The organism is Streptomyces sp. NPDC033845, from assembly GCF_055576225.1.
On sequence record NZ_JBVIRI010000004.1, the window covers coordinates 534,496 to 558,024 of the forward strand.

The 23,529-nt window shown below is 73.2% G+C and carries 18 protein-coding genes; 8 read left to right on the top strand and 10 right to left on the bottom strand.

Annotated features, from left to right (window positions below; genetic code table 11):
- Positions 1-28 precede the first annotated feature (28 nt).
- The 3 genes from ACZ50K_RS12085 to ACZ50K_RS12095 all read right to left on the bottom strand — a co-directional run bounded on the left by ACZ50K_RS12085 (position 29) and on the right by ACZ50K_RS12095 (position 3,394).
- The gene (locus ACZ50K_RS12085; RefSeq protein ID WP_468901002.1) at positions 29-922 is read right to left on the bottom strand and encodes a carbohydrate ABC transporter permease; all 894 of its coding nucleotides are present in this window, start codon (positions 920-922) and stop codon (positions 29-31) included.
- A gap of 4 nt (positions 923-926) precedes the next feature.
- Positions 927-1,955 (bottom strand): carbohydrate ABC transporter permease, encoded by a 1,029-nt coding sequence (locus tag ACZ50K_RS12090; protein ID WP_468901005.1) that lies wholly within the window; start codon positions 1,953-1,955, stop codon positions 927-929.
- 92 nt (positions 1,956-2,047) lie between these two features.
- Positions 2,048-3,394 carry an ABC transporter substrate-binding protein gene (locus ACZ50K_RS12095; protein ID WP_468901007.1) on the bottom strand — a complete coding sequence of 449 codons (1,347 nt, stop codon included), beginning with the start codon at positions 3,392-3,394 and terminating at the stop codon, positions 2,048-2,050.
- A 383-nt stretch (positions 3,395-3,777) separates the two neighbouring features.
- Between ACZ50K_RS12095 and ACZ50K_RS12100 the strand changes: the two genes are divergently transcribed.
- Positions 3,778-4,848, top strand: coding sequence for a LacI family DNA-binding transcriptional regulator (locus tag ACZ50K_RS12100; protein ID WP_468901010.1), 1,071 nt, complete (start codon positions 3,778-3,780; stop codon positions 4,846-4,848).
- Positions 4,849-4,970: 122 nt separating this feature from the next.
- Here the strand turns inward: ACZ50K_RS12100 and ACZ50K_RS12105 are convergent, their stop codons facing one another.
- The gene (locus tag ACZ50K_RS12105; RefSeq protein WP_468901012.1) at positions 4,971-6,563 is read right to left on the bottom strand and encodes a molybdopterin-dependent oxidoreductase; all 1,593 of its coding nucleotides are present in this window, start codon (positions 6,561-6,563) and stop codon (positions 4,971-4,973) included.
- Between the two features lie 404 nt (positions 6,564-6,967).
- Between ACZ50K_RS12105 and ACZ50K_RS12110 the strand changes: the two genes are divergently transcribed.
- The gene (locus ACZ50K_RS12110) at positions 6,968-8,257 is read left to right on the top strand and encodes a class I SAM-dependent methyltransferase (protein ID WP_468901014.1); all 1,290 of its coding nucleotides are present in this window, start codon (positions 6,968-6,970) and stop codon (positions 8,255-8,257) included.
- 28 nt (positions 8,258-8,285) lie between these two features.
- Here ACZ50K_RS12110 and ACZ50K_RS12115 read toward each other — a convergent pair whose 3' ends face one another.
- Together ACZ50K_RS12115 and ACZ50K_RS12120 are read right to left on the bottom strand one after the other, a co-directional pair.
- Entirely contained in the window at positions 8,286-9,269 is a 984-nt protein-coding gene (locus ACZ50K_RS12115) for an L-threonylcarbamoyladenylate synthase (RefSeq protein WP_468901016.1), read from the bottom strand.
- Positions 9,270-9,339: 70 nt separating this feature from the next.
- A complete protein-coding gene (locus ACZ50K_RS12120) occupies positions 9,340-10,284 on the bottom strand; it encodes a 5'-nucleotidase (RefSeq protein ID WP_468901019.1) in 945 nt (314 codons plus the stop codon).
- A 200-nt stretch (positions 10,285-10,484) separates the two neighbouring features.
- Here ACZ50K_RS12120 and ACZ50K_RS12125 point away from each other — a divergent pair, with 200 nt between their 5' ends.
- The 5 genes from ACZ50K_RS12125 (at position 10,485) to ACZ50K_RS12145 (ending at position 17,607) form a co-directional block, all read left to right on the top strand.
- Positions 10,485-12,083 (top strand): alpha/beta fold hydrolase, encoded by a 1,599-nt coding sequence (locus tag ACZ50K_RS12125; RefSeq protein WP_468901021.1) that lies wholly within the window; start codon positions 10,485-10,487, stop codon positions 12,081-12,083.
- 12 nt (positions 12,084-12,095) lie between these two features.
- Positions 12,096-13,745, top strand: a complete 1,650-nt coding sequence (locus tag ACZ50K_RS12130; protein WP_468901023.1) for an alpha/beta fold hydrolase — start codon at positions 12,096-12,098, stop codon at positions 13,743-13,745.
- A 195-nt stretch (positions 13,746-13,940) separates the two neighbouring features.
- Positions 13,941-15,383 (top strand): hypothetical protein, encoded by a 1,443-nt coding sequence (locus tag ACZ50K_RS12135; RefSeq protein ID WP_468901025.1) that lies wholly within the window; start codon positions 13,941-13,943, stop codon positions 15,381-15,383.
- Between the two features lie 81 nt (positions 15,384-15,464).
- A complete protein-coding gene (locus tag ACZ50K_RS12140) occupies positions 15,465-16,187 on the top strand; it encodes an SDR family oxidoreductase (RefSeq protein ID WP_468901027.1) in 723 nt (240 codons plus the stop codon).
- Between the two features lie 142 nt (positions 16,188-16,329).
- On the top strand, positions 16,330-17,607 hold the full coding sequence (locus ACZ50K_RS12145; protein WP_468901030.1) for a PP2C family protein-serine/threonine phosphatase: 1,278 nt from the start codon (positions 16,330-16,332) through the stop codon (positions 17,605-17,607).
- A 19-nt stretch (positions 17,608-17,626) separates the two neighbouring features.
- Here ACZ50K_RS12145 and ACZ50K_RS12150 read toward each other — a convergent pair whose 3' ends face one another.
- Positions 17,627-18,007: a winged helix-turn-helix transcriptional regulator gene (locus tag ACZ50K_RS12150; RefSeq protein ID WP_468901033.1), complete on the bottom strand. Its 381-nt coding sequence runs from the start codon at positions 18,005-18,007 to the stop codon at positions 17,627-17,629.
- Between the two features lie 105 nt (positions 18,008-18,112).
- Between ACZ50K_RS12150 and ACZ50K_RS12155 the strand changes: the two genes are divergently transcribed.
- The gene (locus ACZ50K_RS12155; protein WP_468901036.1) at positions 18,113-18,520 is read left to right on the top strand and encodes a RidA family protein; all 408 of its coding nucleotides are present in this window, start codon (positions 18,113-18,115) and stop codon (positions 18,518-18,520) included.
- Here the strand turns inward: ACZ50K_RS12155 and xdhC are convergent.
- From xdhC to ACZ50K_RS12170, 3 genes are read right to left on the bottom strand one after another with little or no spacing between them, the layout of a single operon-like run.
- Positions 18,510-19,418 carry a xanthine dehydrogenase accessory protein XdhC gene (xdhC, locus tag ACZ50K_RS12160; protein ID WP_468901038.1) on the bottom strand — a complete coding sequence of 303 codons (909 nt, stop codon included), beginning with the start codon at positions 19,416-19,418 and terminating at the stop codon, positions 18,510-18,512. The genes ACZ50K_RS12155 and xdhC overlap by 11 nt on opposite strands.
- A complete protein-coding gene (gene xdhB, locus ACZ50K_RS12165) occupies positions 19,411-21,759 on the bottom strand; it encodes a xanthine dehydrogenase molybdopterin binding subunit (RefSeq protein WP_468901041.1) in 2,349 nt (782 codons plus the stop codon). The genes xdhC and xdhB overlap by 8 nt, the downstream gene beginning before the upstream one ends.
- Complete coding sequence (locus ACZ50K_RS12170; RefSeq protein WP_468901043.1) at positions 21,756-23,258, bottom strand: xanthine dehydrogenase small subunit; 1,503 nt, start codon at positions 23,256-23,258, stop codon at positions 21,756-21,758. The genes xdhB and ACZ50K_RS12170 overlap by 4 nt, the downstream gene beginning before the upstream one ends.
- Positions 23,259-23,529: the final 271 nt, after the last annotated feature.

A 23,529-nucleotide genomic window follows, 5' to 3' on the forward strand; every position in this document is an offset into this window, starting at 1 on the left:
TTGGAGGCTGGAGGGGGATGCGGACAGGTCAGTTCTTTACGGCGCCGGCGGTGATGCCGCCGACCACGTGCTTGCCGAGCACGGCGAAGACCAGCAGCAGCGGCAGCGTGGAGATGAGCGCGCCGGTCAGCACGACGGCCTGGTCGACCGTGTGGTTTCCCGAGCCGAGACCGGCCAGGGCGACCTGGAGGGTCGGGTTCCCGTCGGGGGTCAGTGCGATGAAGGGCCAGAAGAAGTCGTTCCAGGCCTGGACGAAGACGAGCATCCCGAGGACCGCCATCGCCGGCCGGGCCACCGGGAAGACCACGTGCCAGACGATGCGCAGGCTGTGCGCCCCGTCCATTCTGGCCGCCTCGATCAGCTCCACCGGGAGCGCCTCGATGAGGTACTGGCGCATGAAGAACACCCCGAAGGCGGCGACCAGGGAGGGCAGGACGACGGACTGGAGCTGATCGACCCAGCCGAGGTCGGTGATGATCTGGTAGAGCGGGATGACGCTGAGCTGCGGCGGCACCGTCATGGTCGCCACCACGAGGGCGAGGAGGGCGCCCCGGCCCCGGAAGGGCAGTTTGGCGAAGGCGAAGCCGGCCAGGGTGGAGAACAGGACCGTGGACAGGGTGACGAGACCGGCCACGACGGTCGTGTTGACCAGTGCCTCGCCCATGTCCACCTGGTTCCAGGCGAAGGTGAGGTTGTCGAGGAGCCGGGGGCCGGGCAGCAGCGGGGCCGGTGCCTCGACCACGCGCTCGCCGGTGTGCGAGGCCGCGACGAGGTTCCAGTAGAGGGGGAAGAGGGAGAACAGCGCGGCGATCCCGAGAAGGACGTATGCGAGGGGTCCCGCGTGGTGCTGACGGCCGGCGGCGGGGCCGAATCGTCGGGCGCGCGGCGTCTGGCGCGCAGTTGTTTCGAGCGTGCGGGCCATGGTTTCAGCTCCCCGCCTTCGTGCGAGTGCGGTTGCGGTTGCGGTTCGAGCGGGAGACGAGTGCCTGGACGGCGCCGATGAGCAGGAGGAGCAGGAGCATCACCCAGGCGATGGCGGAGGCCTGGCCCAGTGAGCCGGTCACCCAGCCCTTCTCGTACATGAGCAGGCTGAGCGTCTGGAACTGGTTGCCGCTGCCGCCGCTGATGCCGACGCTGCCGCCGAAGAGCATCGGTTCGCCGAAGAGCTGGGTGGCGCCGATGGTGGAGACGATGACGGTGAAGAGGATGGTCGGCCGGATGGAGGGGATGGTGACGCTGATGAACTGGCGCCAGCGTGAGGCCCCGTCCAGGGCGGCCGCCTCGTAGAGGTCCTGCGGCACGGCCTGCATCGCCGCCAGATAGATCAGGGCGTTGTAGCCCGTCCAGCGCCATGTCACGATCGTCGAAATGGCGATCTGTGCGGGCCACTTGGAGGACTCCCAGGACACGGGGTCGAAGCCGGCCCAGCCCAGGACCGTGTTGATCAGGCCGTAGTCGGTGTTGAACAGCTGCGCGAAGACGAGCGTCGCGGCCGCGATCGAGGTGGCGTACGGGGCCAGGACCGCGACGCGGAAGAAGCCGCGGCCGCGCAGCTTGTAGTTGAGCAGATGGGCCAGGCCGAGGGCCATCAGCAGTTGGGGAACGGTGGAGATCACGCCGATGGTGAAGGTGTTGGCCAGCGCGTTCCAGAAGAACTCGCTGGTCGCCAGGGAGCTGTAGTTCTCCAGTCCCTTCCACCGGGCGTCGCCGCCGAGCTCGACCCGGTGGAGGGAGAGCCAGCCGGTGTAGATCAGGGGGAAGAGTCCGAAGGCCGCGAAGGTGAGGAAGAAGGGGGCGACGAAGACGTACGGGACCGCCTTCAGGTCCAGGCGGTAGAGCGCGCTGCGCCGGCCGCCGCCCCGGTCGGAGGGCGGGTGCGGGCGGGGGCCGGGAGCGGTGGGCGATGTGGCGGACGGCACGGAGCCGTCATCGGTCGCCCGTAGGGAGGTGGCCACGGGGGCGTCCTTCCAGAGCTGGGTGTGTGCGGTGCGGGTGCGGGCGGGGCGGCCCGCCGCCCCGAGGGGGCGCTGGGCGGGACGCCTCCCGGCTACTTCTCGATCTTGTCGGCGACCAGCTTCCCGACGTTCTCCCAGGCCTTGACCGGATCCGTGCCGCGCTGCTCGATGTCGAGGATGCCGTTGTCCGTGAGGAAGGTCTTCACCTGGCCGTCCCAGCGGCTGATCGGCGCGGGCGTGATGCCGGCCGCGGCCTCCGAGTAGATCCTGCCCACCGGGGTGTCACCGAAGTACGGCAGCTTGGCGTCCTGGACGGCCGCCGAGGTGAGCGTGTCCTTGGTGGAGGGGATGTTGCCGTTCACGGCGAACACCTTCGCGTGCTGCGCCGGGGCGGTCAGCCAGGCGACGAGCTCGGCGGCCTCCTTGACGTGCTTGCCGGACTTCGGCACGGCGAGGAACGAGCCGCCCCAGTTGCCCGCCACGGGCGGTGCGGCGATGTCCCACTTGCCCTGGTTCTCCGGGCCCGCCTGCTCCTTGATGATGCCGGTCATCCAGCTGGGGCAGGCGACGGTGGCGAACTTCGCGTTCTTGAAGGCAGCGTTCCAGGTGCCCTTCTCGTCGAACTGGCGCAGTTTTGCGGTCAGTCCGCCCTTCGAGGCGGCCACGGCGGTGTCCCAGGCCTTCTTCACGCCGGGGCTGTTCTCGTAGTCCAGCTCGCCCTCGGTGTTCGCGTACTGCACCGGCTCGCTGGACACGACCGCGTTGAACAGGCCGCTCGCGGAGTCGTGGAAGGAGGTTCCCGCCGGGGCGCTCTTCTTGTACGTCTCGCCGGCGGCGATGAACTTCGCCCAGTCGCCCGCCCACAGCTTCCCGACCTCGGCGCGATCGGTCGGCAGGCCGGCCTTGGCGAAGAGGTCCTTGTTGTAGCAGATGGCCATCGGGCCGATGTCCGTACCGAGGCCCATGACCTTGCCGTCGGCGGTGGTCGCCTGCTTGATCTTCCAGTCGAGGAACGCGCCGAGGTCCGCGCCGCCCGTCTTGCCGAGGTCGGCCCACTTGTCCGCCATGGCCGGCCCGGTCGCCTCCGCGACGTAGCCCACCTCCACGGCCTGGATGTCCGCGAGACCGCTGTTGCGGCTGAGGCGCAGCTTGAGGGTGTCCCAGTACTTCTGGCCGTCGGCGACGTTCGACTCCTCGATCCTGATGTTCGGGTGGGCCTTCGTGTATTCGGCGTAGAGCTTGGCCCCCGTCGTGTCGTCGTAGCCGAAGGAGCCGAAGGTCCCGATCCGCAGCGTGATCTGCTCGCCGCCGGCCGCACCGTCTCCCTTGCCGCTGTCCCCGTCGTCGCCGCAGCCGGTGAGCAGGGCCGTGCCCGTCGCGAGGACGACCGCCGCCGCGATGACTCTGCGTCGTCCCTGGCCGCTGGTGGAAGTGCGCATGGAACTCTCCTCGTCGAAAGGTGGTGATCGTCGTGCGTCATCGGGTTCTCGTGGCCCGGCGATGACCGGGCCACGAGAACCCGGTGCGAGGGCGGCCGCTCCGCATGGGAGCGCTCCCATCTCGTCGCCGAAGGTTGCTTCCTTCCGGGTGTGAGTGTCAAGGGATCGGGCGGGATTCGTTACGGCGGCGACGGAGGCGGGGAGGATGCCGGCGGGACAGGGGTGCGAGGTGCACAGTGTGCCTATGGGAGCGCTTCCATCGGTTTTCGGCGTAGCGTGCCCCGCAGCGGGCCGAGGCGGGCCGAGGCGGGCCGGGCCGGCCGAGGCATCCGGCGCAACCGGTCGCCCACCCCTGGTCGCCCCGACCGGGCGGGCGCGGAAGAATGAAGACCGACCGAGGGGAGTTCGAGAGCGTGAGCGGACGGCACAACGGCAGGCCCACCCTGGAAGAGGTAGCGGCCCTGGCCGGCGTGGGGCGGGGCACGGTGTCCAGGGTGATCAACGACTCGCCCCGGGTGAGCGACCGCGCCAGGGAGGCCGTCACCCGTGCCATCGCCGAGCTGGGGTTCGTGCCCAACCAGGCGGCGAGGATGCTGGCCGGCAGCCGGACCGACGCGATCGCCCTGGTCATCACGGAGACCGAGGCCCGGCTGTTCTCGGAGCCGTACTTCCTGGACCTCATCCGCGGGGTGAGCGCCGAGCTCGCCGACGCGGACAAGCAGCTGCTGCTGACCCTGGTCCGCACCGAGCAGGAGAGGCAGCGGTTCGAGCAGTACGCGGCGGCCCGGCGGGTCGACGGCGTGCTGCTGGCCTCCGTCCACGGGGACGACCCGCTGCCCGACCGGATCCGGGCGCTGGGATTGCCGGTGGTCATGAACGGGCGGCGGTCCGAAAGCGAGCCCACCGACTACGTGGACTCGGACAACACCGGAGCCGCACGGGTGGCGGTCGCGCACCTCGCCGCCCGCGGCCGGGCCCGGATCGCGACCATCACCGGACCTCTGGACATGTATGTGGCGCGCGCCCGTCTGGACGGTTACCGCACGGGTCTGGCCGACGCCGGACTCGTGCTCGACGAGTCGCTGGTGGCGACCGGCGACTTCACCGAGGAGGGCGGGCGCCGGGCCATGCTGGAGCTCCTGGAGCGCCGCCCGGACCTGGACGCGGTGTTCGCGGCCTCCGACGTGATGGCGGCCGGCGCCCGCGGTGTGCTGCGCGAGGCCGGGCGGCGGGTCCCCGAGGACGTGGCGCTCGTGGGGGTCGACGACTCGGCGGTGGCCCGGCTGATGGATCCCCCGCTGACCAGCGTGCGGCAGCCCATCGAGGAGATGGGCCGCACCATGACCCGACTGCTCCTGCAGATGGTCGCGGCCGAGTCCGAAGCCGGTTCCGTACGGATCGAGGAGTCGCGCCGGGTCCTGCCGACCGAACTCGTCGTGCGGGGTTCCTCCTGAGCCGACGGTCTGCGCCCGGAGCCGTGCGGAGCCCGTGAGTCCGTGCGGCTCCGGGCGCAAGCCCGCGACGGCCGCGGCGCAGCGGCTCAGCTGTTCCGGGTCCGCTACGGCTACGGCTACGCCTACGGGACGGTGACGAAGACGCTGTGGTGGCCGGTCGCGCCATCGGGGATGGTCCGAGCGCGCTGTTCCGTCTGCACCGCGCCCGTGCCGTCGGTGGCGCGGACGGTGATGGTGTGGCCGCCGGGGGTCGCGTCCCACGGGAGGGACCACTGGCGCCAGGTGTCGTTGGTGGCCTGCGCGGCGAGGTCGGCGTCCCGCCAGGGCCCGTCGTCGATACGGACCTCGACCCGGCTGATCCCCCGGTGCTGCGCCCAGGCGACCCCGGCGACGGTGAGCCGGCCGGCGGCGGGGCGGGCGAAGGGCTTGGGGGTGTCGATGCGGGCCTGGGTCTTGATCGGCGCCCGGCGGGCCCACTTGCGCTTCACCCAGTACGGGTCGTAGGCGTCGAAGGTGGTGAGTTCGATGTCCTCGATCCACTTGCAGGCGGACACGTATCCGTACAGCCCCGGGACGAGCATGCGGACCGGGAAGCCGTGCTCGAAGGGGAGGGGTTCGCCGTTCATGCCGACGGCGAGCATCGCGTCGCGCCCGTCCATGACCTCCTCCACCGGGGAGCCGAGGGTCATGCCGTCCACGGACCGGGCCACCAGCTGGTCGGCGCCGCCGCCCCGGGACGGCGGGGTGACACCGGACTCCCGGAGGAGTTCGGCGAGGGGGACGCCGAGCCAGCGGGCGCTTCCCGCGTACGGGCCGCCGACCTCGTTCGACACGCAGGTCAGGGTGATGTTCCGCTCGATCAGGGGTCGGGCGAGCAGCTCGGCGAGGGTGTACGTACGGGGGCGCGCGACGCCCTTGCCGTGGATCCGCAGCCGCCAGGTCCCGGCGTCCACCCGGGGCACGACCAGGGCGGTGTCCACGCGGTAGAAGTCGCCGTTCGGCGTGGTGAACGGAGTGATGCCGGGGACCTTCAGCTGGGCCCCGGCCGGGATCGGGGCGGCGGGGGAGGCCGGTGCCGGCAGGACGAGCTCCGCGCGGGAGGCGACCGCCCCGCGGCCCTGCCGGCCGACGAGGACACGGCCGAGCACGGCGGCCGAGGTGGCCGCGCCGGCCGTTCCGGCGGCGGCGGTCAGGAACCGCCGCCTGCTCCAACCGGCCCCGGTGGCGGGGCCGTTCGCGGGTGCGGCGGCCCGCGAGGACAGGAAGTGCAGGGCGAACGCGCCCGCGACCGCTCCGGCCAGCGAGGGGAGTACGTCCCCGAGGCCGCGGGAGTCCGGCCGGCTCAGGGCCGCGAGGGCCCCGACCGCCCCGAACAACAGCACGCCCGCGGCGCCGGTGCGGCGCCGGTGCACGGCGAGCACGCCCAGGCCCATCGCGATCAGGGCGAGGACGAGGACGATCCCGAGCTGCAGGACGGCCTTGTCGTCCTCCCCGAAGGTGCGGATCGCGAAGTCCTTCACCCCGGCCGGGGTGCGGTCGATCACGGCCCCGCCCACCACGGTCACCGGACCCGCGGCCGGCCGCACCAGCCCGGCCACCAGCTCGGCCACGCCGAGCGCCGTGAAGGCGGCCAGCAGTCCGGAGACCGCGCCGAGCACGGCGCGGGAGAGCGCGGTACGGGAGAGGGTGCTGCGGAGTTTGCTCACTCCCGGCATTCGACGGCACCCGCCCACCGGATTGGTCCCCGCTGGGGCCGGCGGGCCGGGCCGCACCCCGGCCGGCGGGCCGGGCCGCACCCCGGGGTACGGGGCCGCGGGCAGCCGGGCCGCACTCGGCGGGCGGCAGCACGGCACCCACGTACGGCAGTGCGGCATTCCGGCAGGCGGCCGGGCCGCGCCCGTCGGGCGGCAGCGCGGCAGGGCCGCTCCCGGGGGCGGCGGGACGGGCCGCCTTCCGCGCGCGTCGTGGCCGGTCCCTGCCCGGGCCCCGCATCGCCAATCCGGCCGTCCGGCCGTCGCGAAGAACGGGTGGGCTCGCGTCGCGGTGGCTCCGGCCGGAGGCCGGGTGGGGCTGCCGTGTCCTGATGGCGCCGGCCCCTCCTCAGCGAAGGGAACCGTCCGTGACCACCGCCGCCGACCGACTCGCCGAGCTCCTCGGGCACTTCCTCCCCGGCCCCCTCCCGGTGCGCGTCCGCGCCTGGGACGGGAGCCAGGCCGGTCCGGCGGGCGCCCCGCCGGTGGTGCTCCGCTCGCCCGACGCGCTGCGCCGTCTGCTGTGGCAGCCGGGCGAGCTCGGTCTCGCCGAGGCGTACGTCTCCGGGGACCTCGATGTCGAGGGCGACCTCGCCGAGGCCCTCTCCCAGCTCGGCCGGCGCGTCCGCGACCAGCCGCCGGTCCGCCCCGGCCCGGCCGGCATGGCCGCGGCCGCCGCCCTCGCCGTACGCCTCGGTGCCGTCGGGCCGCCGCCCCGGCGCCCGGACGGGCGGGCACGGCTGACCGGCCCGCTGCACAGCGCCTCCCGGGACCGGGCCGCGATCAGCCACCACTACGACCTGTCCAACGCCTTCTACGCGCTGCTGCTGGACGACTCCATGGCCTACTCCTGCGGCTACTGGACCCGCCCCGAGGACCCCGGCTACGGTCCGGCCGACGCCCAGCACGACAAACTGGAACTGATCTGCCGCAAACTCGGGCTGCGCCCCGGCGACCGGCTCCTGGACGTCGGCTGCGGCTGGGGCTCCCTCACCGTGCACGCCGCCCGCGCGCACCAGGTGCGCGTCACCGCCGTCACCCTCTCCCGCGCCCAGTGCGAGTACGTCGCCGAGCGCGCCGTACGGGAGGGAGTGGACGACCTGGTAGACGTCCGGCTGCGGCACTGGCGGCACATCGACGGCGGAGGTTTCGACGCGGTCGCCGCCGTGGAGATGGGCGAGCACGTCGGTGACGCCGAGTACCCGGCCTTCGCCGCGAAACTGCGCGAGGTGCTGCGCCCGGAGGGCCGGCTGCTGGTCCAGCAGATGTCCCGGGGCGCCCACGCGCCCGGCGGCGGCGCCTTCATCGAGACCTACATCGCCCCCGACATGCACATGCGGCCCGTCGGCCGGACCGTGGACCTGCTGGAGGACGCCGGTCTGGAGGTCCGTTCCACCGAAGCCCTCCGCGAGCACTACGCGGCCACCATCGACGCCTGGCGGGCCACCCTGGAGAGCCGCTGGACCGAGATCACCGATCTCGTCGGGGAGACCACCGGCCGGGTGTGGCGCCTCTATCTCGCCGGGGCCTCCCTGGCCTTCTCCGAAGGCCGCATGGGCGTGGACCAGATCCTCGCCGTCCGGCCCACCCGCGAAGGAACCTCGGGATTCCCGGCCACCCCCGCCGACTGGTACGCCGCCCCGGCCCCGCCGCGGTGAACGGAGCCGGGACCCGGTGGGCCGCCGCTCAGGCGGGCCGGGGGCCGGCGGCGCGGCGGAGCCGATTGGCGATCGCCAGCCCCATCCCTTCCTCGGCGGGCAGGGAGGCGATGACCAGGTCGCATCCCCGCTCGTCGAGTTCCCGCAGGAAGCCGTACAGCTCCCGTGCGTAGGCGGCCGGGGAGGCGGGGACCTCCAGCACGGCGTGCGCCTTCACCGGGGTGCCCGCGAAGGCGGGAGGCAGCATGAGGCCGACCCGCTGTCCCGAGTCCTGGGCGAGCTCCGCCTCCTCGACGGCCTTCTCGGGATCCACCAGGACCACCCGCGCGCGCGGCGCGTAGTGCGAGGGGTGCTGACCGGGCACCTTGACGTCGCTGGTCCAGGGCACGGAGACGGGGGAGCCCAGGACCGCTTCGAGCTCCTCGCGCGTCACCCCGCCGGGCCGCAGGACCGCCGGGGCGTCACCGGTCAGGTCGACGATGGTGGACTCCACGCCGACCTGGCAGGCGCCGCCGTCGAGGACGAAGTCCACGGCATCGCCGAGCTCGGTGCGGACGTGCTCCGCCAGGGTGGGGCTGACCGAGCCGAAACGGTTGGCCGACGGGGCGGTGACCCCGCCGCCGAGGGCGGACAGCAGCGCGAGCGCGACGGGGTGGTCGGGCACCCGTACGGCCACCGTCTCCAGCCCGCCGGTCGCCTCCAGGGGCACCCGCTCGCCGCGCCGCAGCACCAGGGTCAGCGGCCCGGGCCAGAAGTGTTCGGCCAGGACGCGCGCGGTGTCGGGGACCTCCGCCACCCACCGGTCCAGCTGCTCGGCGCCACCGATGTGCAGGATCAGCGGGTGGCCGGGCGGCCGCCCCTTGACCTGGAAGGTGCGGCTCACCGCTGCGGCGTCCTCGGCGTTGGCGGCGAGGCCGTAGACGGTCTCGGTGGGCAGGCCCACCAGCCCGCCGGCGCGCAGCACGCCGACCGCCGTCTCGATGTCAGTCGTTCTCGTGGTCACCCTGCGCATTCTCCCACCGCCCGGCGCCCCGCTCCGCCGCCGGTACGGGCCGGCGCCCCCGGGCTGCGGGCGCGGCGGTTCAGGGGTGGACGGGACCGGGTGTGTTCACGATGCCGAACGGGATGTGGACGCTGGGGGTGGCCGGGGCCGTGCCGTTCAGGTGGGAGACCTGGTCGTCGAAGAAGATGTGCGGGTCCAGGGCACTGATCACGGGCGCCTTGTCCACCCCGCCGAGGAAGAAGGCGTCGTTCACCCGGAGCCCCCACCGTTTGAGGCTCAGCACGGCCCGCTCGTGCGCCGGGGCGTCCCGGGCGGTCACCAGGGACACCCGCAGCCGGGGCTGGTAGCCGGGGACCTCGCGGCGCTGCTCCTCCTCGCGGCGCTGGATCCGGTTGATGCCGGCGAGGAACTCGCGCAGCGGCCCCGGATCGTGCGGGGTGGTCGCGTTGCGCACCTCGTGCGCGCGGAACTCGTCCAGGCCGCCGCTCTGGTAGATCCGCTCGGCCGAGTCCCCCGCCAGCACCCCGTCGAAGTCGAAGGCGATACGGAGCTCCGGGTCCGACTCGTCGTCCACCCGGGCCGTCTGGAGCACATGGCCCGCCGGTCTGCCCTGCGCCACCGCCTCGCGTACGTCGGGACCGTCGGCCGACAGGAACAGCGACATGTTCAGCGCGGGCATGAAGGAGTGGGACGAGCGGCCCTGCCGGAAGACGGCGCGGCTGATCGGCAGTCCGTGCGCCTGTATCGAGCGCATCACCCGCAGCCCGGTGTCCGGGTCGTTGCGGGACAGGATGATGACCTCGACCAGGGGGTCGGACGGATCCGCGAGATCGTTCAGCGACAGCAGCCGCCGGACGAACGGGAAGGCGACCCCCTTGGCCAGCACATCGTCCACATGGGCTTCCTGGTGCCTGCGGTAGGCGTCCTCGCCCCCCTCCCGGAACACCGCGGCGGAGTCGGAGAGGTCGAAGAGCGCGCTGGAGGCGATCCCGACCACCAGACGTCCGGACAGGTCGTACTTCACTTGGTGACACCCCTCGCCGGCATGCGCGAAGTATCGCCGCCGGACCCGCCGGAAGGCGAGGGGGGAGGCTGCGGCGTAGTGGAAAAGGGCAGGTCGGAGCGGGTTTCGGCTCCGCGCGCGGGCCGGGACGCCGCCGAGTAGCGTGGAAGACGGGTGCCGCTGTCGGCAGAGGGACGGGATCGGCAGAGGGACGGGATCGCATGCCAAAGCACCGCCGCCACCACCGCACGCACGCCGCCGCCGTCGGCGCGGCGACCGCGCTGGTGTGCCTGGCGGCCCTGGCTCCCGCACCGGCCGGCACCGCCGCCGGACCGGCCGGCCCGGCCGGCCCGACTGCCGCGCCCGCCCCGACTCCCGCTCCCCGGTTCGTACCGGGTCCCTGTCCCGAGCCCACCGACCCGGCCGAGCCGGTCGAGGCGCTCGCCGACGCCCGGTGCGGGGTGCTGGAGGTGCCCGAGAGCCGGTCCGAGGACGGTGGCCGGACCATCGGGCTGGCCGTGGCACGGATTCCGGCCGTCTCCGACCGGCCGGCCCCGGACCCCGTGGTGTTCATGGCGGGCGGCCCCGGGTCCGACACCTTCGACGACATCCCCTTCCTCGTCGCATCGGGCCTGAACAAGGACCGCGAACTGATCGTCATGGCCCAGCGCGGCAACCTCCACGACCGTCCGAACCTCGCCTGCCCGGAGGTCGACGCGTTCAACGGGCGTTCCGTGGGCCTCGGTTACGACTCGCCGCAGGCGCGGCAGCTGATGCTGAAGGCGGTGACGGACTGCCGGGCCCGGCTCGTCGCCGACGGGGTCGACCTCGGCGCCTACAACACCACCGAGAACGCCGCGGACTTCGCCGATCTGCGCACCGCGCTCAAGATCCCGCGGTGGAACGTCTACGGCTACTCCTACGGCACCAATCTGGCCCTCACCTATCTGCGGCTGCACCCCGAGGGGATCCGTGCGGTGGCCCTGGACTCGGTCGCACCAGGCGAGTTCGTGACCCTGCCGTGGACCTGGGGCAGCACCGCCGAGGGCATCCGCAACATCTTCGCGGCCTGCGCCGCGCAGCCGGCCTGCAAGGAGCGCTACCCGGACCTGCCCCGCCTGCTGACCGAACAGATCCGCAGGCTGGAGGAGAAACCCCTGACACTGGACGCCGCCCTCCCGGACACCGGGAAGGACGCGGAGAGGATCCGGACCGTGCTCGACGGGGGCGCGCTGCTGAACCTGATCGTGGCCTTCACCCCCCGCCCCAAGGACCTTCCCGCCGCACTCGACGAGCTCGCCCGCGGCAACCCGGAGCGGTTCGCGCAGGCCCGCGCCGCCGGATCCGTACAGAGGACCGGAGAGTTCGCGCACGGGCTGACGAACTCGATCGCCTGCGCCGAATGGGCCCCCGGCCATACCGAGGCCGATGTGCTGGCGGCCGGCCGGAAGGCGTATCCCGGATGGCCCGACAGCGTCCTCGCCCAGCCCCCGCAACTGCCCTTCCAGTACCCGGTGTGCGGGGTCTGGGACGTCCCGGACCGGGCCGCCGTCCAGCGGGTGCCCACCCGCAGCGCGGTCCCGGCCCTGATCGTCTCCGGCACCTTCGACGTGAAGACCGGGGCGAGTTGGGCCAAGGGCGTGGCCCGCGACCTGAGCCGGTCGACCTCCGTGCTGGTCCCCGGGATCGGCCACTGGGTCGTCCCGCAGTCCCCGTGCGCGCAGCGCGTGCTCGCCTCGTTCCTCGCCCGCCCGACCGCGCCGGACACGCGCTGCGTGGACGACCTGGAGCCGCCGCCGTTCACGATCGTCCCGAGATAGCCGGGAGTCCAGATGCCCCTCCACCGAGCCGCCCACCGGGCCGCCCACCCGCGAGGGCTGCCCCCGCGAAGGCTGCCCCCGCGAGGGCTGCCCCCGCGAAGACTGTCCGCGGCCTCGGCCGGCATGGTCGCCGGCCTCCTCGTCAGCGGCCTGCTCACCGCCCCCGCCCGGGCACTCTCCGGCGCGGACGAGGGCACCGGCCCGCCGATCGGCACGGTCGCCCGGACCGTGGGCGACGCCTCCTACGCTCCGGGCCCCTGCCCCGGGACCACCGAACCGGACGAGGCGCTGGAAGGGGCCCGCTGCGGCACCCTCACCGTGCCCGAGAACCGCGCCCGGCCGTCGGGCCGGACCATCCGGCTCGCCGTCGCGGTCGTGCCCGCGCTGGCCGCCGTACCGAGACCCGACCCCGTCGTCTGGCTGGCCGGCGGCCCCGGGGACGACGCCGTCGGAGAGGCGAAGCTGGCCGTGGACGGCGGACTGAACCGGGACCGCGACCTCGTCCTCATGTCCCAGCGCGGCACCCGCTCCGCCGACCCGGCGCTGCTCTGCCCGAACATCGACGAGTTCAACGCCCGCGTGGTCGGTCTGGTCTACGACGCCCCCTCCACCGAACGCCAGCACGTGCGGGCCACCCGGGCCTGCCGCGACAAGCTGACCGCCCGCGGGACCGACCTCGGCGCCTACAACGACATCGAGAGCGCCGCCGACTACGAGGACCTGCGCGGCGCGCTCGGCATCGACCGGTGGAACCTGTACGGCATCTCCTACGGCACCCATCTGGCACTGGAGTACATGCGGCTGCACCCCGAAGGCCTCCGCGCGGTCGGCATCGACGGCATCCTGCCCCCGTCCCGGGCCGGTTCGGCCGCGACCTGGAGCAGCTTCCGGCAGGGCGTCGACGGCCTCTTCAAGGCCTGCGCCGACCAGCCCGCCTGCGCCGAGCGCTACCCGGACCTGCCCGCCGTCTTCGAGAAGCTCGTCCGCGACCTCGAAGCGAAACCGGTCACCACCACCGTCACCGTGCCCGGCTCCGACAAGCCGGTGAAGGTGGTCCTGGACGGCGGCACCCTGGTCAACTGGCTCACCTCCGCCACCCACACCGCCGAGGAGGTCCCGCTCTCCCTCGATGAGCTCGCCCACGGCGACCCGCGCCGGATCGCCACCCAGTGGGCCGGCTGGCGGACCAACCCCCAGGGCATCGGAGTGGTCTCGCACGGCCTCGCCTACGGGGTCTTCTGCAGCCAGTGGACCCCGTACGAGAGCGCCGACGCGGCCCTGCGCGGCGGACGCGAGCAGTACCCCTCCTTCCCCCGCTCGGTGCAGGCCCAGGCCCCGCTGCTCACCTTCCTCCACCCGGACTGCGAGGCCTGGGACGTCCCGCCGGCCCCGCGCTCCGTCCGGGACGCCACCACCGGCGACATCCCCACCCTCGCCCTGTCCGGGGCCTTCGACGCCCAGACGGGCGCCGACAACGGCCCGTACGCGGCCCGCACCCTCGGCCAGGCCACGGTGGTCACCGTCCCCTACGAGCCGCACGTGGTCATCGCCAGCTCCCGGTGCGCCCAGGAGATCGCCGTCTCCTTCCTCGACGACCCCGCCGCCCCGAAGACCGGCTGCCTGAAGGAACTCCAGCCACCCGAGTTCAAGACCGCCCCCTGAGACCCCGCCCGGGGACCGCCCCCTGAGATCCACCCCGAAATCCCGCACCCAGGTAGGAGATTCCCGATTCGGTCAGCGGACGACGGTTTCGAGCCGGTTGGGGCGGATAAGGGGATCGGGCCCTCCGGCGGGTGCTGAGCTGGAGGGGCCGCCCCCGCCGGGGCGGGCGTCGGACCGCACAGGGGGTCTTCAGCGATGGCTTCTCTGCACTACGACATACTCACCGATCCCGCTCCGCTCCAGGTGCCGGCCGCGGGCGAGGAACGCCAGGGGTCGGTCTACGTCGTCGTCTCCAACCCGACCATGGACGAGGTGATCTGGTACTCGATCGAGCTACGGGTGCCCTGCGGGCCCGCGGACGGCGATCTGACCGCCGACCCGAAGACGGTCACCGCCCGGATCGAACGCGACACGGCGACCAGGACGGGGGAGGAGCCCACCCTCGTCTGGGACGACACCACCGGAGTCCTCACCGTGACCGCCCGGCCGGGCGCACTGTTCCGGGAGGCCGGCTCCCTGGTCCTGGTCCTGGACGGCTTCCCGGTCTCCGACCGGCCCGGACTGGTGCTGCTGAAGGTGACCGAGCGGGCCGCGAACGGAGCCTTCGTCCGGAAGACCCCGGTGACCCTGAGCCTGGTCAAGCAGCTGCCCAGGGTCCCCCGGAACTTCCGCCCGGAGCGCTCCCTGGTGGCCGGCGGCCAGGACGTCCTGCTGCGCTGGGACGGCCCCGACAGCCTGGTCTACCAGGTGCAGGGCCCGGACGGCCCGCCGGAGACGGTGGTGCCCGTACCGGTCGGCACCGGCTGGCAGTGGTCGCCGGCGCCGGGCCGGGAGCCGAAGCGGGACGCCACGTACACCCTGATCGCCACCTCCCCGGGCGGACAGCAGCCCGGCTACTTCCTCACCACCACCGTCCACCTGCGCAGCCCCGAGTTCGAGGGGGTCACCGCCACGGCCGGACTCCGCGCCCCATGGGCCGAGGGCACCACCGACCGGGGCCGGATCGTCTTCACCGCCCAGGGCGCCCGGATCCGCGACGCGGACGACGCCCCCGGCACCCTCTCCGCCGCCCGCGCCGAGGCCGAGACCGTCACCGCCGACCGGATCAGCGCGGACGGAGTCAACACCCGGTGGGTGGGGGACCGGGACGAGGGCAAGGGCTGGGTCGAGTTCCCGCAGTCGGGGGTCAACGTCCGCAAGGACGGAACACAGGCGTGGGGGACCGTCGCCGCCGACCTGGCGGACCTCAACGGCATCAACACCAAATGGGTGCAGGGGCGCACGGCCGCCGACGGATGGATCGAGTTCCCGGCCTCCGGGATGAACGTCTTCGAGGGCGCCGGGAACCGCCAGTGGGGCACCGTCGCCGCCGGCCGGGCGGACCTGAACGACCTGGACACCCACCGTGCCCGGATCAAGGAGCAGCTGACCCTCGACGGCGGGCTCACCGTCGGCGGGGACCTCACCACCCTCGGCATGCTCCGCGTCCAGGGCGAGTCGCGCCTCCAGGGCAAGGTGAACGCCGGGGCGCACCTGTCGGTCCGCAACGCCGGGGAGTGGATCGTGCACACGAACGACGGGAAGGTGGCGATCAACGGAGACCTGCGCGTCCACGGGGCCTTCCGGTCGGATTCCTGATTGCCTGGTGCGGGAGCCGGCGGTGGGAGCCGTGCGGGCTCCCGCCGTTCCCCGTGCCCGGATGGAAAGGTCCCCGACCGTATGCCCAAGCCCCTGATCGTGATCACCGGTGCCAGTTCCGGTATCGGCGCCGCCACCGCCCGGCTGCTGTCCTCCCAGGGGCATCCGCTGCTCCTGCTGGCCCGCCGGCTGGACCGGCTGGAGGCCCTGGGACTGCCCGACACCCTGTGCCGCAAGGTGGACGTCACCGACCGGACGGCCGTGCAGGCCGCCGTACGGGAGGCCGAGGAGCGGTACGGGCCGGTGGACCTGCTGGTCAACAACGCGGGCGCGATGCTGCTGGGCCGGATCGCCGACCAGCCGGTCGAGGAGTGGGAGCGGATGCTCGACATCAACGTGAAGGGCCTGCTGTACGCGACCCGCGCGGTCCTGCCCGGCATGCTGGAGCGGGGCGCGGGCACCATCGTCAACATCGGTTCGGTGGCCGGCCGCAAGACCTTCCCGAACCACGCGGCCTACGTGGGAACCAAGTTCGCCGTCCACTCCATGTCGGAGAACCTCCGCGAGGAGGTGGCCGCCACCGGGGTCCGGGTGGTGACGGTCGCCCCGGGCGCGGTGGAGACGGAACTGCTGTCCCACACCAGCGACGAGCGGATCAAGAGCGACTACCAGGCCTGGAAGGAGTCGGCGGGCGGCGCCCTCGACCCCGACGAGGTGGCCGCCGCCATCGCCTACGCCTACGGCCGGCCCCGGCACGTCACCGTCCGCGAGATCGTCCTCGCCGCCACCGGCCAGGAGGCCTGAAACCCCACCGGCCCGCGTCCGCCCGGGTGTTGACCGAGGGCGATGTTGTCTGCGGGCGAGCCTTCGATCTAGGGTGACCCCGGCGCGACCCGGCGTCCGCCGGGCATCCGCGATCCTTGGTGAGAGGGGGACCTACGACACCATGGAGAGCGCTCTCGATCTGGGCTCCGGCCACCGGGGCGGCCCCACCCCGCCCCGGGTCCTCGGCCCGCCCCGCCGGGCCGCCACCCCGGACCGCTCGCTGGCCCTGTGGAGCGGACTGCCGCCGTACGTCCTGCTGATCGAGGACGACGAGGGTGACGCCCTGCTGGTCGAGGAACTGGTCGAGGACAGCGGCATCGACGTCCGGCTCGGCCGCGCCCGCTCCCTCTCCGAGGCCCTGGGGCTGATCGACTCCGAACCGCCCGAGTGCGTCCTGCTCGATCTGCACCTGCCCGACGCCGACGGCATCGGCGCCCTCGACCGGGTGCTCGCCGTGTGCGCCGAGACCGCCGTGGTCGTCCTCACCGGACTCTCCGAGGAACAGGCCGGCCTGACCGCCGTGGCGGCCGGCGCCCAGGACTACCTGGTCAAGGGCCGCCTGGAAGCCGACGTGTTCATGCGGGCCATCCGCTACGCCGTGCAGCGCAAGCGGACCGAGCTCGCCGCCGTCGCCCTCCAGGCCGGGAAGCTGCGCGCCGAGGAGAACGCCCGGCTGGAACGCGGACTGCTGCCCACACCGCTGCTCCTCGACGACTCGGTCACCGTCTGCGCCCGGTACCAGCCGGGCCGCGCCCAGTCACTGCTGGGCGGGGACTTCTACGACGTGGTCCAGACCGCCGACGGAGCCACCCACGCCGTGGTGGGCGACGTCTCCGGACACGGGCCCGGCGAGGCCGCGCTCGGGGTGTGCCTGCGGGTGGCGTGGCGGGCCTTCGTGATGGCCGGGGTCCGGGGCACCGAGCTCCTCACCCTGCTGGAGGCCATCCTGCTCGCGGAGCGTTCCGGGCCGGAGATCTTCGCCACCCTGACGACCGTCACCCGACCGCCCGGCGGCGGTGCCGTCGCCGTGCAGCGGGCGGGCCATCCCGGTCTGCTGCTCCGATCCGCCGCGGGCATCGAGCTGCACGAGGTCCCGGGCGGCCCCGCCCTGGGCATCCTGCCCGGGGCGGGCAGGGGCTGGCCGGTCACCGAGCTCCCGATGGCCGCCGGCGACGCCGTGGTGCTCTTCACCGACGGGCTGATCGAGGGACGCGTCGGTCCGGGGCCCGCCCGCCTGGAGGAGGCGGGACTGCTGGACATCGCCCGCCGGCACGCGGGGCTGCCCGCGGACTCCTTCGTCGACACCCTGATCCGGCGGGCCCAGGACCTGGCCGCGGACTGGGGCGGCCTGGCCGACGACGTCGCCGTCCTCCACCTCCAATGGGCCACCCCCGCCTGACCACCCCGGCTCGGCGCGGTCAGGCGTCGAAGCGGTGGCGGGAGGCCTCGATCTGGGTGAAGTAGCGGTGGGTCCAGTCGCACATCACGTCCACGGTCTTCCGCAGGGCCGTGCCCGGCTCGGTCAGCCGGTAGTCGACCCGGGGCGGCACGGTGGGATGGACGTGCCGCAGCAGGAGCCCGTTCCGTTCCAGCATGCGCAGGTTCTGGGCGAGCATCTTGTGGCTGATGCCCTCGACCTCGTTGCGCAGCTCGGTGAACCGCAGGGTGCGGTCGCCCAGGGTCTCGATGATCAGAAGCGCCCACTTGTTGGCGATGTCCGAGAAGACCTCCCGGGCCAGCGAGTCCGCGCGCCTCAGGTCCGCGTCCTCGGGCATGCCCTCGAACTGCTTGGTCACCATCTGGTTACCCCGTTACCGAAAAGTGCGTTCTTCCACGTCAGCGGCCACTCTCCTACGGTTACCGGGTAACCACAAGTGAGTACGGACCGTGGAACGGGAGCGGACATGGCCATCGAGCTGAAGGATCCGGCCGGGCTGGTGAAGGTGGACCTCTACCGGCAGACGGCGGTGGCGACCGGGTCGAGGACGGTGTTCGTCGCCGGCCAGGTCGCCTGGGACGCCGAAGGCCGCCTGGTCGGCGAGGGGGACTTCGCGGCCCAGGTCGAGCAGTGCTACCTCAACGTCGCCACCGCCCTCGCCGGGGCCGGCGCCACCTTCGACCAGGTCGCCCGGCTGACCGTCTACCTGGTGGACTGGACCCCCGACCGGATGCCCCTGTTCCTCGAAGGAGTGGCCCGGGCGGCCGAGCGGCTCGGGCCGCTGCCGGCCCCGCCGCTCACCGGGATCGGGGTCGCCGCCCTGGCCGCCCCCGGGCTGCTCGTCGAGATCGAGGCGGTGGCGGTCATCGACTGACCGGGACCGCCACCGGGACCGGAACGGCCGCCGGAGCCTCTTCGGCCACCGGCTGCGCCACGGGCTGTGCCGCGGGCCGGGGCAGCCGGGTCCGCTCGAAGGTGCGGAGCAGGTCCGCCGCCACGCTCAGCGCGATGGTGGCGGGCTCCTTCCCGGCGATCCCGGGGATCCCGATCGGGGTCTTGATCCGGTCGATGGCGGCACTGTCGTGACCGCCCTCGTCGGCCAGCCGCTGCCGGAACCGGGCCCATTTGGCGGCCGAGCCGATCAGACCGATCGAGCCGAGACCGGGGGTCCGCAGGGCGGCGTCGCAGAGCGCGGCGTCCTCGGCGTGGTCATGGGTCATGATCAGCACATGGGTGCCGGGCGGCAGCCCCGCCAGGACCTCCTCGGGCAGCAGCGGGGTGTGGTGGGCGCGGACCCGGGCCACCGCGTCCGCGAGCACCCCCAGCCGGTCCTCGGCGAGCATCTCGGGCCGGGTGTCGATCAGATGCAGGTCGAGGTCCTGCCGGGACAGGATGCGGGCCAGCTCCAGTCCGACGTGTCCGACGCCGAACACCGCCACCGCCTCCACCACCGGCAGCGGTTCGAGGAGCACGGTGACGGCACCGCCGCAGCACTGCACCCCGTGCCGGCCGGTGACCCGTTCGTTCAGGGCGAACTCCATCAGCTCCGGCTCCGGATCGGGCGCGGCGTTCAGTTCGCGCGCCCGGTCGATGGCCACGGCCTCGATGTTGCCGCCGCCGATCGACCCCCAGGTCTCGCCCCGGGCCACCAGCAGTTTGGCGCCGGGCCGGCGGGGGGCGTGGCCGCGCACGGTCGCGACGGTCACGAGCACGCCGGGTTCCCGGCGTTCCCGCAACCGCGCGACCGCGGCCACCCAGGTGGTGTCAGACATGGCTCGGCGTGCCCGCCGGGACGCGGACCGACTCGATCGCCCAGTACACCGCCTCCGGTGTCGCGGGCGAGGCGAGCTCCACACTGGCCCCGGCGGGCCCGAACTCCGCGGCCGCCTGGCGCAGGGCCTCCCGTACCGAGAAGGCCAGCATCAGCGGGGGTTCGCCGACCGCCTTGGAGCCGTAGACGGCGCCCTCCTCGGTGGCGTTCTCCAGCAGTCTGACGTGGAACTCCTCGGGCATCTCCGAGAAGCTCGGCAGCTTGTAGGTGCTGGCGGCCTGGGTGAGCAGCCGGCCGCGGTGCGGGCCGTCGCCGGAGTCCCAGCGCAGGTCTTCGAGGGTCAGCCAGCCCGCGCCCTGGACGAACCCGCCCTCGACCTGGCCGATGTCGATCATCGGCGAGAGGCTGTCGCCGACGTCGTGCACGATGTCCACCCGGCGGATCCGGTAGGCGCCGGTGAACCCGTCCACCTCCACCTCGGTGGCCGCCGCCCCGTACGAGAAGTACTTGAACGGGGAGCCGTGGAAGGCCTTGGGGTCCCAGTGCAGTCCCTCGGTGCGGTAGAAGCCGGCCGCCGACAGCTGGACCCGCTGGAAGTAGGCGGTGCGCACCAGGTCGTCCCAGGGCAGTTCCCGGTCGCTGCCGAGGGCCCGGGCGACGCCCTCGGAGATCCGTACGTCGGAGGCGTTCACCCCCAGCTGGGTGCCGGCGACCCGGAGCAGCCGCTCGCGGATCTGCTCGCAGGCGTTCTTCACCGCCGCGCCGTTGAGGTCGGCCCCGGCGCTGGCCGCGGTGGCCGAGGTGTTGGGCACCTTGTCGGTGCGGGTGGGCGCCAGCCGCACCTTGTGCAGCGGGACGCCCAGCGCGGTCGCGGCCACCTGGAGCATCTTGGTGTGCAGGCCCTGGCCCATCTCGGTGCCGCCGTGGTTGATCAGGACCGAGCCGTCCTTGTAGACCAGCACCAGGGCGCCGGCCTGGTTGAAGGCGGTGAGGTTGAAGGAGATCCCGAACTTGATGCCGGTGACCGCCAGGGCCCGCTTGGTGTGCGGGTGGGCGGAGTTGAAGGCGGCGATCTCGCGCCGGCGGTGGACGATGCCGGCGTCCTCCTGGACCTGCCGCCAGACGACGGAGATCCGTTCGGGGTGGGTGACCGGCTGCCCGTACGGGGTGGTGTGGCCCTCCCGGTAGAAGTTGCGTTCCCGCAGTTCCGTCGGGTCCAGGCCGAGCAGCGGTGCGCAGCGGCCCATGATGTCCTCGATCACCAGCATGCCCTGGGGGCCGCCGAAGCCGCGGAAGGCGGTGTTGGAGACCTTGTTGGTCCGGGCGATGCGGCCGGTGACGCGGGCGTTCGGGATCCAGTAGGTGTTGTCGATGTGGCAGAGGGCGCGGGCGACGACCGGTTCGGACAGGTCCAGGCTCCAGCCGCCGTCGGCGGTCAGGGTGGCCTCCAGGGCCTGGATGCGGCCCTCGGCGTCGAATCCGATCCGCCAGTCGGCGTGGAAGCCGTGGCGCTTGCCGGACATGGTGAGGTCCTGGGTGCGGTTGAGCCGGACCCGGACCGGGCGGCCGGTCAGCCGGGCGCCGAGGGCGGCGACGGCCGCGAACCCGTGCGGCTGCATCTCCTTGCCGCCGAAGCCGCCGCCCATCCGCAGGCACTGCACGGTCACCTCGTGGCTGTTCAGGCCGAGGACGTGGGCGACGATCTCCTGGGTCTCCGAGGGGTGCTGGGTGCTGCTCTGGACGAACATCTGGCCGTTCTCGTCGACCAGGGCCAGTGCGGCGTGCGTCTCCAGGTAGAAGTGCTCCTGGTCGGAGAAGGTGAAGCTGCCGGAGAACACGTGTGCGGAGTCCGCGAAGCCGGCGTCCACGTCGCCGGTGGTCATCACGGGGCGTGCGCCGTGGAAGCTGTCGGCCGCGATCGCCTCCGCCAGGGTGATCACCGAGGGCCTCTCGTCGAGTTCCACCTCGACGGCCGCGGCGCCCAGCCGGGCCGACTCCAGGTCCTCGGCGAGCACCCAGGCGACCGCGTGGCCGTGGAACATGACCTCGTCGGGGAACAGCGGTTCGTCGTGCTTCATGCCGGCGTCGTTGACCCCGGGGACGTCGGCGCCGGTCAGCACCCGGACCACGCCGGGCACGGCGAGGGCCGCGTCGGTGCGCAGTGCGGTGATCCGGCCGTGGGCCTTCATCACCTGCACCGGGTGGGCGTGCAGCACGTCCTTGGTGCGGTGCACCAGGTCGTCGGTGTAGAGGGCGGCACCGGTGACGTGCAGGGCGGCGCTCTCGTGCGGCAGGGGGACGCCGACCGCGGCCTTCTCGGGGCGCTGGGACAGTTGACTCATGACGACACCGCCTCGGTGGTCCGTGCGTACAGCTTGAGCAGGCTCTGGCCGAGCATCGCGGAGCGGTAGCCGGCGCTGGCGCGGTGGTCGTCCATGGGGGTGCCCTCGGTCCGCAGGGTGCGGGCCGCGGTCTCGGCGGTCTCCGCGGTCCAGGGCCTGCCCTCCAGGGCGGCCTCGGTGGCCAGGGCGCGGATCGGGGTGGCGGCCACGCCGCCCAGGCCGATGCGCGCCTTGCGGACGATCCCGTCCTCGATGTCGAGGGCGAAGGCGACCGCCACGCTGGAGATGTCGTCGAACCGCCGCTTGGCGATCTTGTGGAAGGCCGTGACCGGGGACAGCGGAAGCGGGATCCGGACCGCGCGGATCAGCTCGCCGGGACGGCGCACGCTCTGCCGATAGCCGGTGAAGTAGTCGGACAGCGGCACCTCGCGCTCCCCGTCGGCGTCGGCCAGCAGCAGGGTGGCCTCCAGGGCGAGCAGTACCGGGGGGCTGTCGCCGATGGGGGATCCGGTGCCCAGGTTGCCGCCGAGGGTGGCGCTGTTGCGGATGAGCCGGGACGCGAATTGCGGGAACAGCTCGGCCAGCAGCGGGACTTCGCCGTCGAGCCGGCGCTCGATCTCGGTGAGGGTCCGGGCCGCGCCGATCTCGATGTGGTCGGATCCGACGTGCAGCGCGCGGAGTTCGGGCAGCCGGTCGACGGCGACCACGCAAGGGGCGCGCCGGGAGCGGATGTTGACCTCCACACCCCAGTCGGTGCTGCCGGCCAGGACCACCGCCCCGGGCCGTTCGCGGAGCAGCCGCAGGGCCCCGGCCAGGTCGGCGGGCCGCAGGAACTCGGCGTCCTCCCGGGCGTACGCGGTGACGGCCGGCTCGTTCGGCGGCTGTTCGCGGCGCAGGGCCAGCGGGTCCGCGGGCCCGGGCGTGCCGACGGCGAAGGCGGCGTCGCGGATCGGGCGGTATCCGGTGCAGCGGCACAGGTTCCCGCTGAGCGCGTGCAGGTCGAAGCCGTTCGGGCCGTGCTCGGGGTCCGCGGGCCCGTCCTCCTCCGGGGCCGTGCCGGCCTCCGGGGCCGGGTGGGCGCAGCGGTCGGGCCGGTAGTACTCGGAGGCCATGCTGCACACGAACCCCGGGGTGCAGTAGCCGCACTGGGAGCCGCCGCGGAGGGCCATCTCCTCCTGTACGGGGTGCAGTACGTCCGGTCCGCCCGGCTCGCCGGGGGTGGCCAGGCCCTCGGAGGTGACGACCTCCTGGCCGTCGAGGGAGGCGACCGGGACCAGGCAGGCGTTGACCGCCACCCAGTCGGTGGGCTTGTGCAGCCCGGGCCGGGCCACCAGCACGGAGCAGGCGCCGCATTCGCCTTCGGCGCAGCCCTCCTTGGTGCCGGTGAGGCCGCGGTCGCGGAGGAAGTCGAGGACCGTGGTGTGGGGTGCGGCGGGTGCGATGGGCGTTTCCGTCCCGTTGACCGTGATCCGAGCCGGTCGGGCTATCCCTGTTGCCATGTTCAGGAGCTTTCTCTTTCACTGGCGCGGCGCGGACCCGGCCGTGTGCGGCAGCGGGAATGGTGGCGCGGCGCAGGGTGCGCGTCGGCGCACCACGAGCGAGGAAAAGGGGATGACGAGCGAAGAACGAGAAGAAGGGGGGAAGTGGAGCCGGGGGAGGGCTGCTCAGCAGCCGTGCGCTACCCGGCCCGGAGCCCAGGCGATCTGGTGGGGGGACCGGATGTGCTCGGATATCGTCCGCATGCCGGGTCGCCTCCTTCCAGTGGCTCAC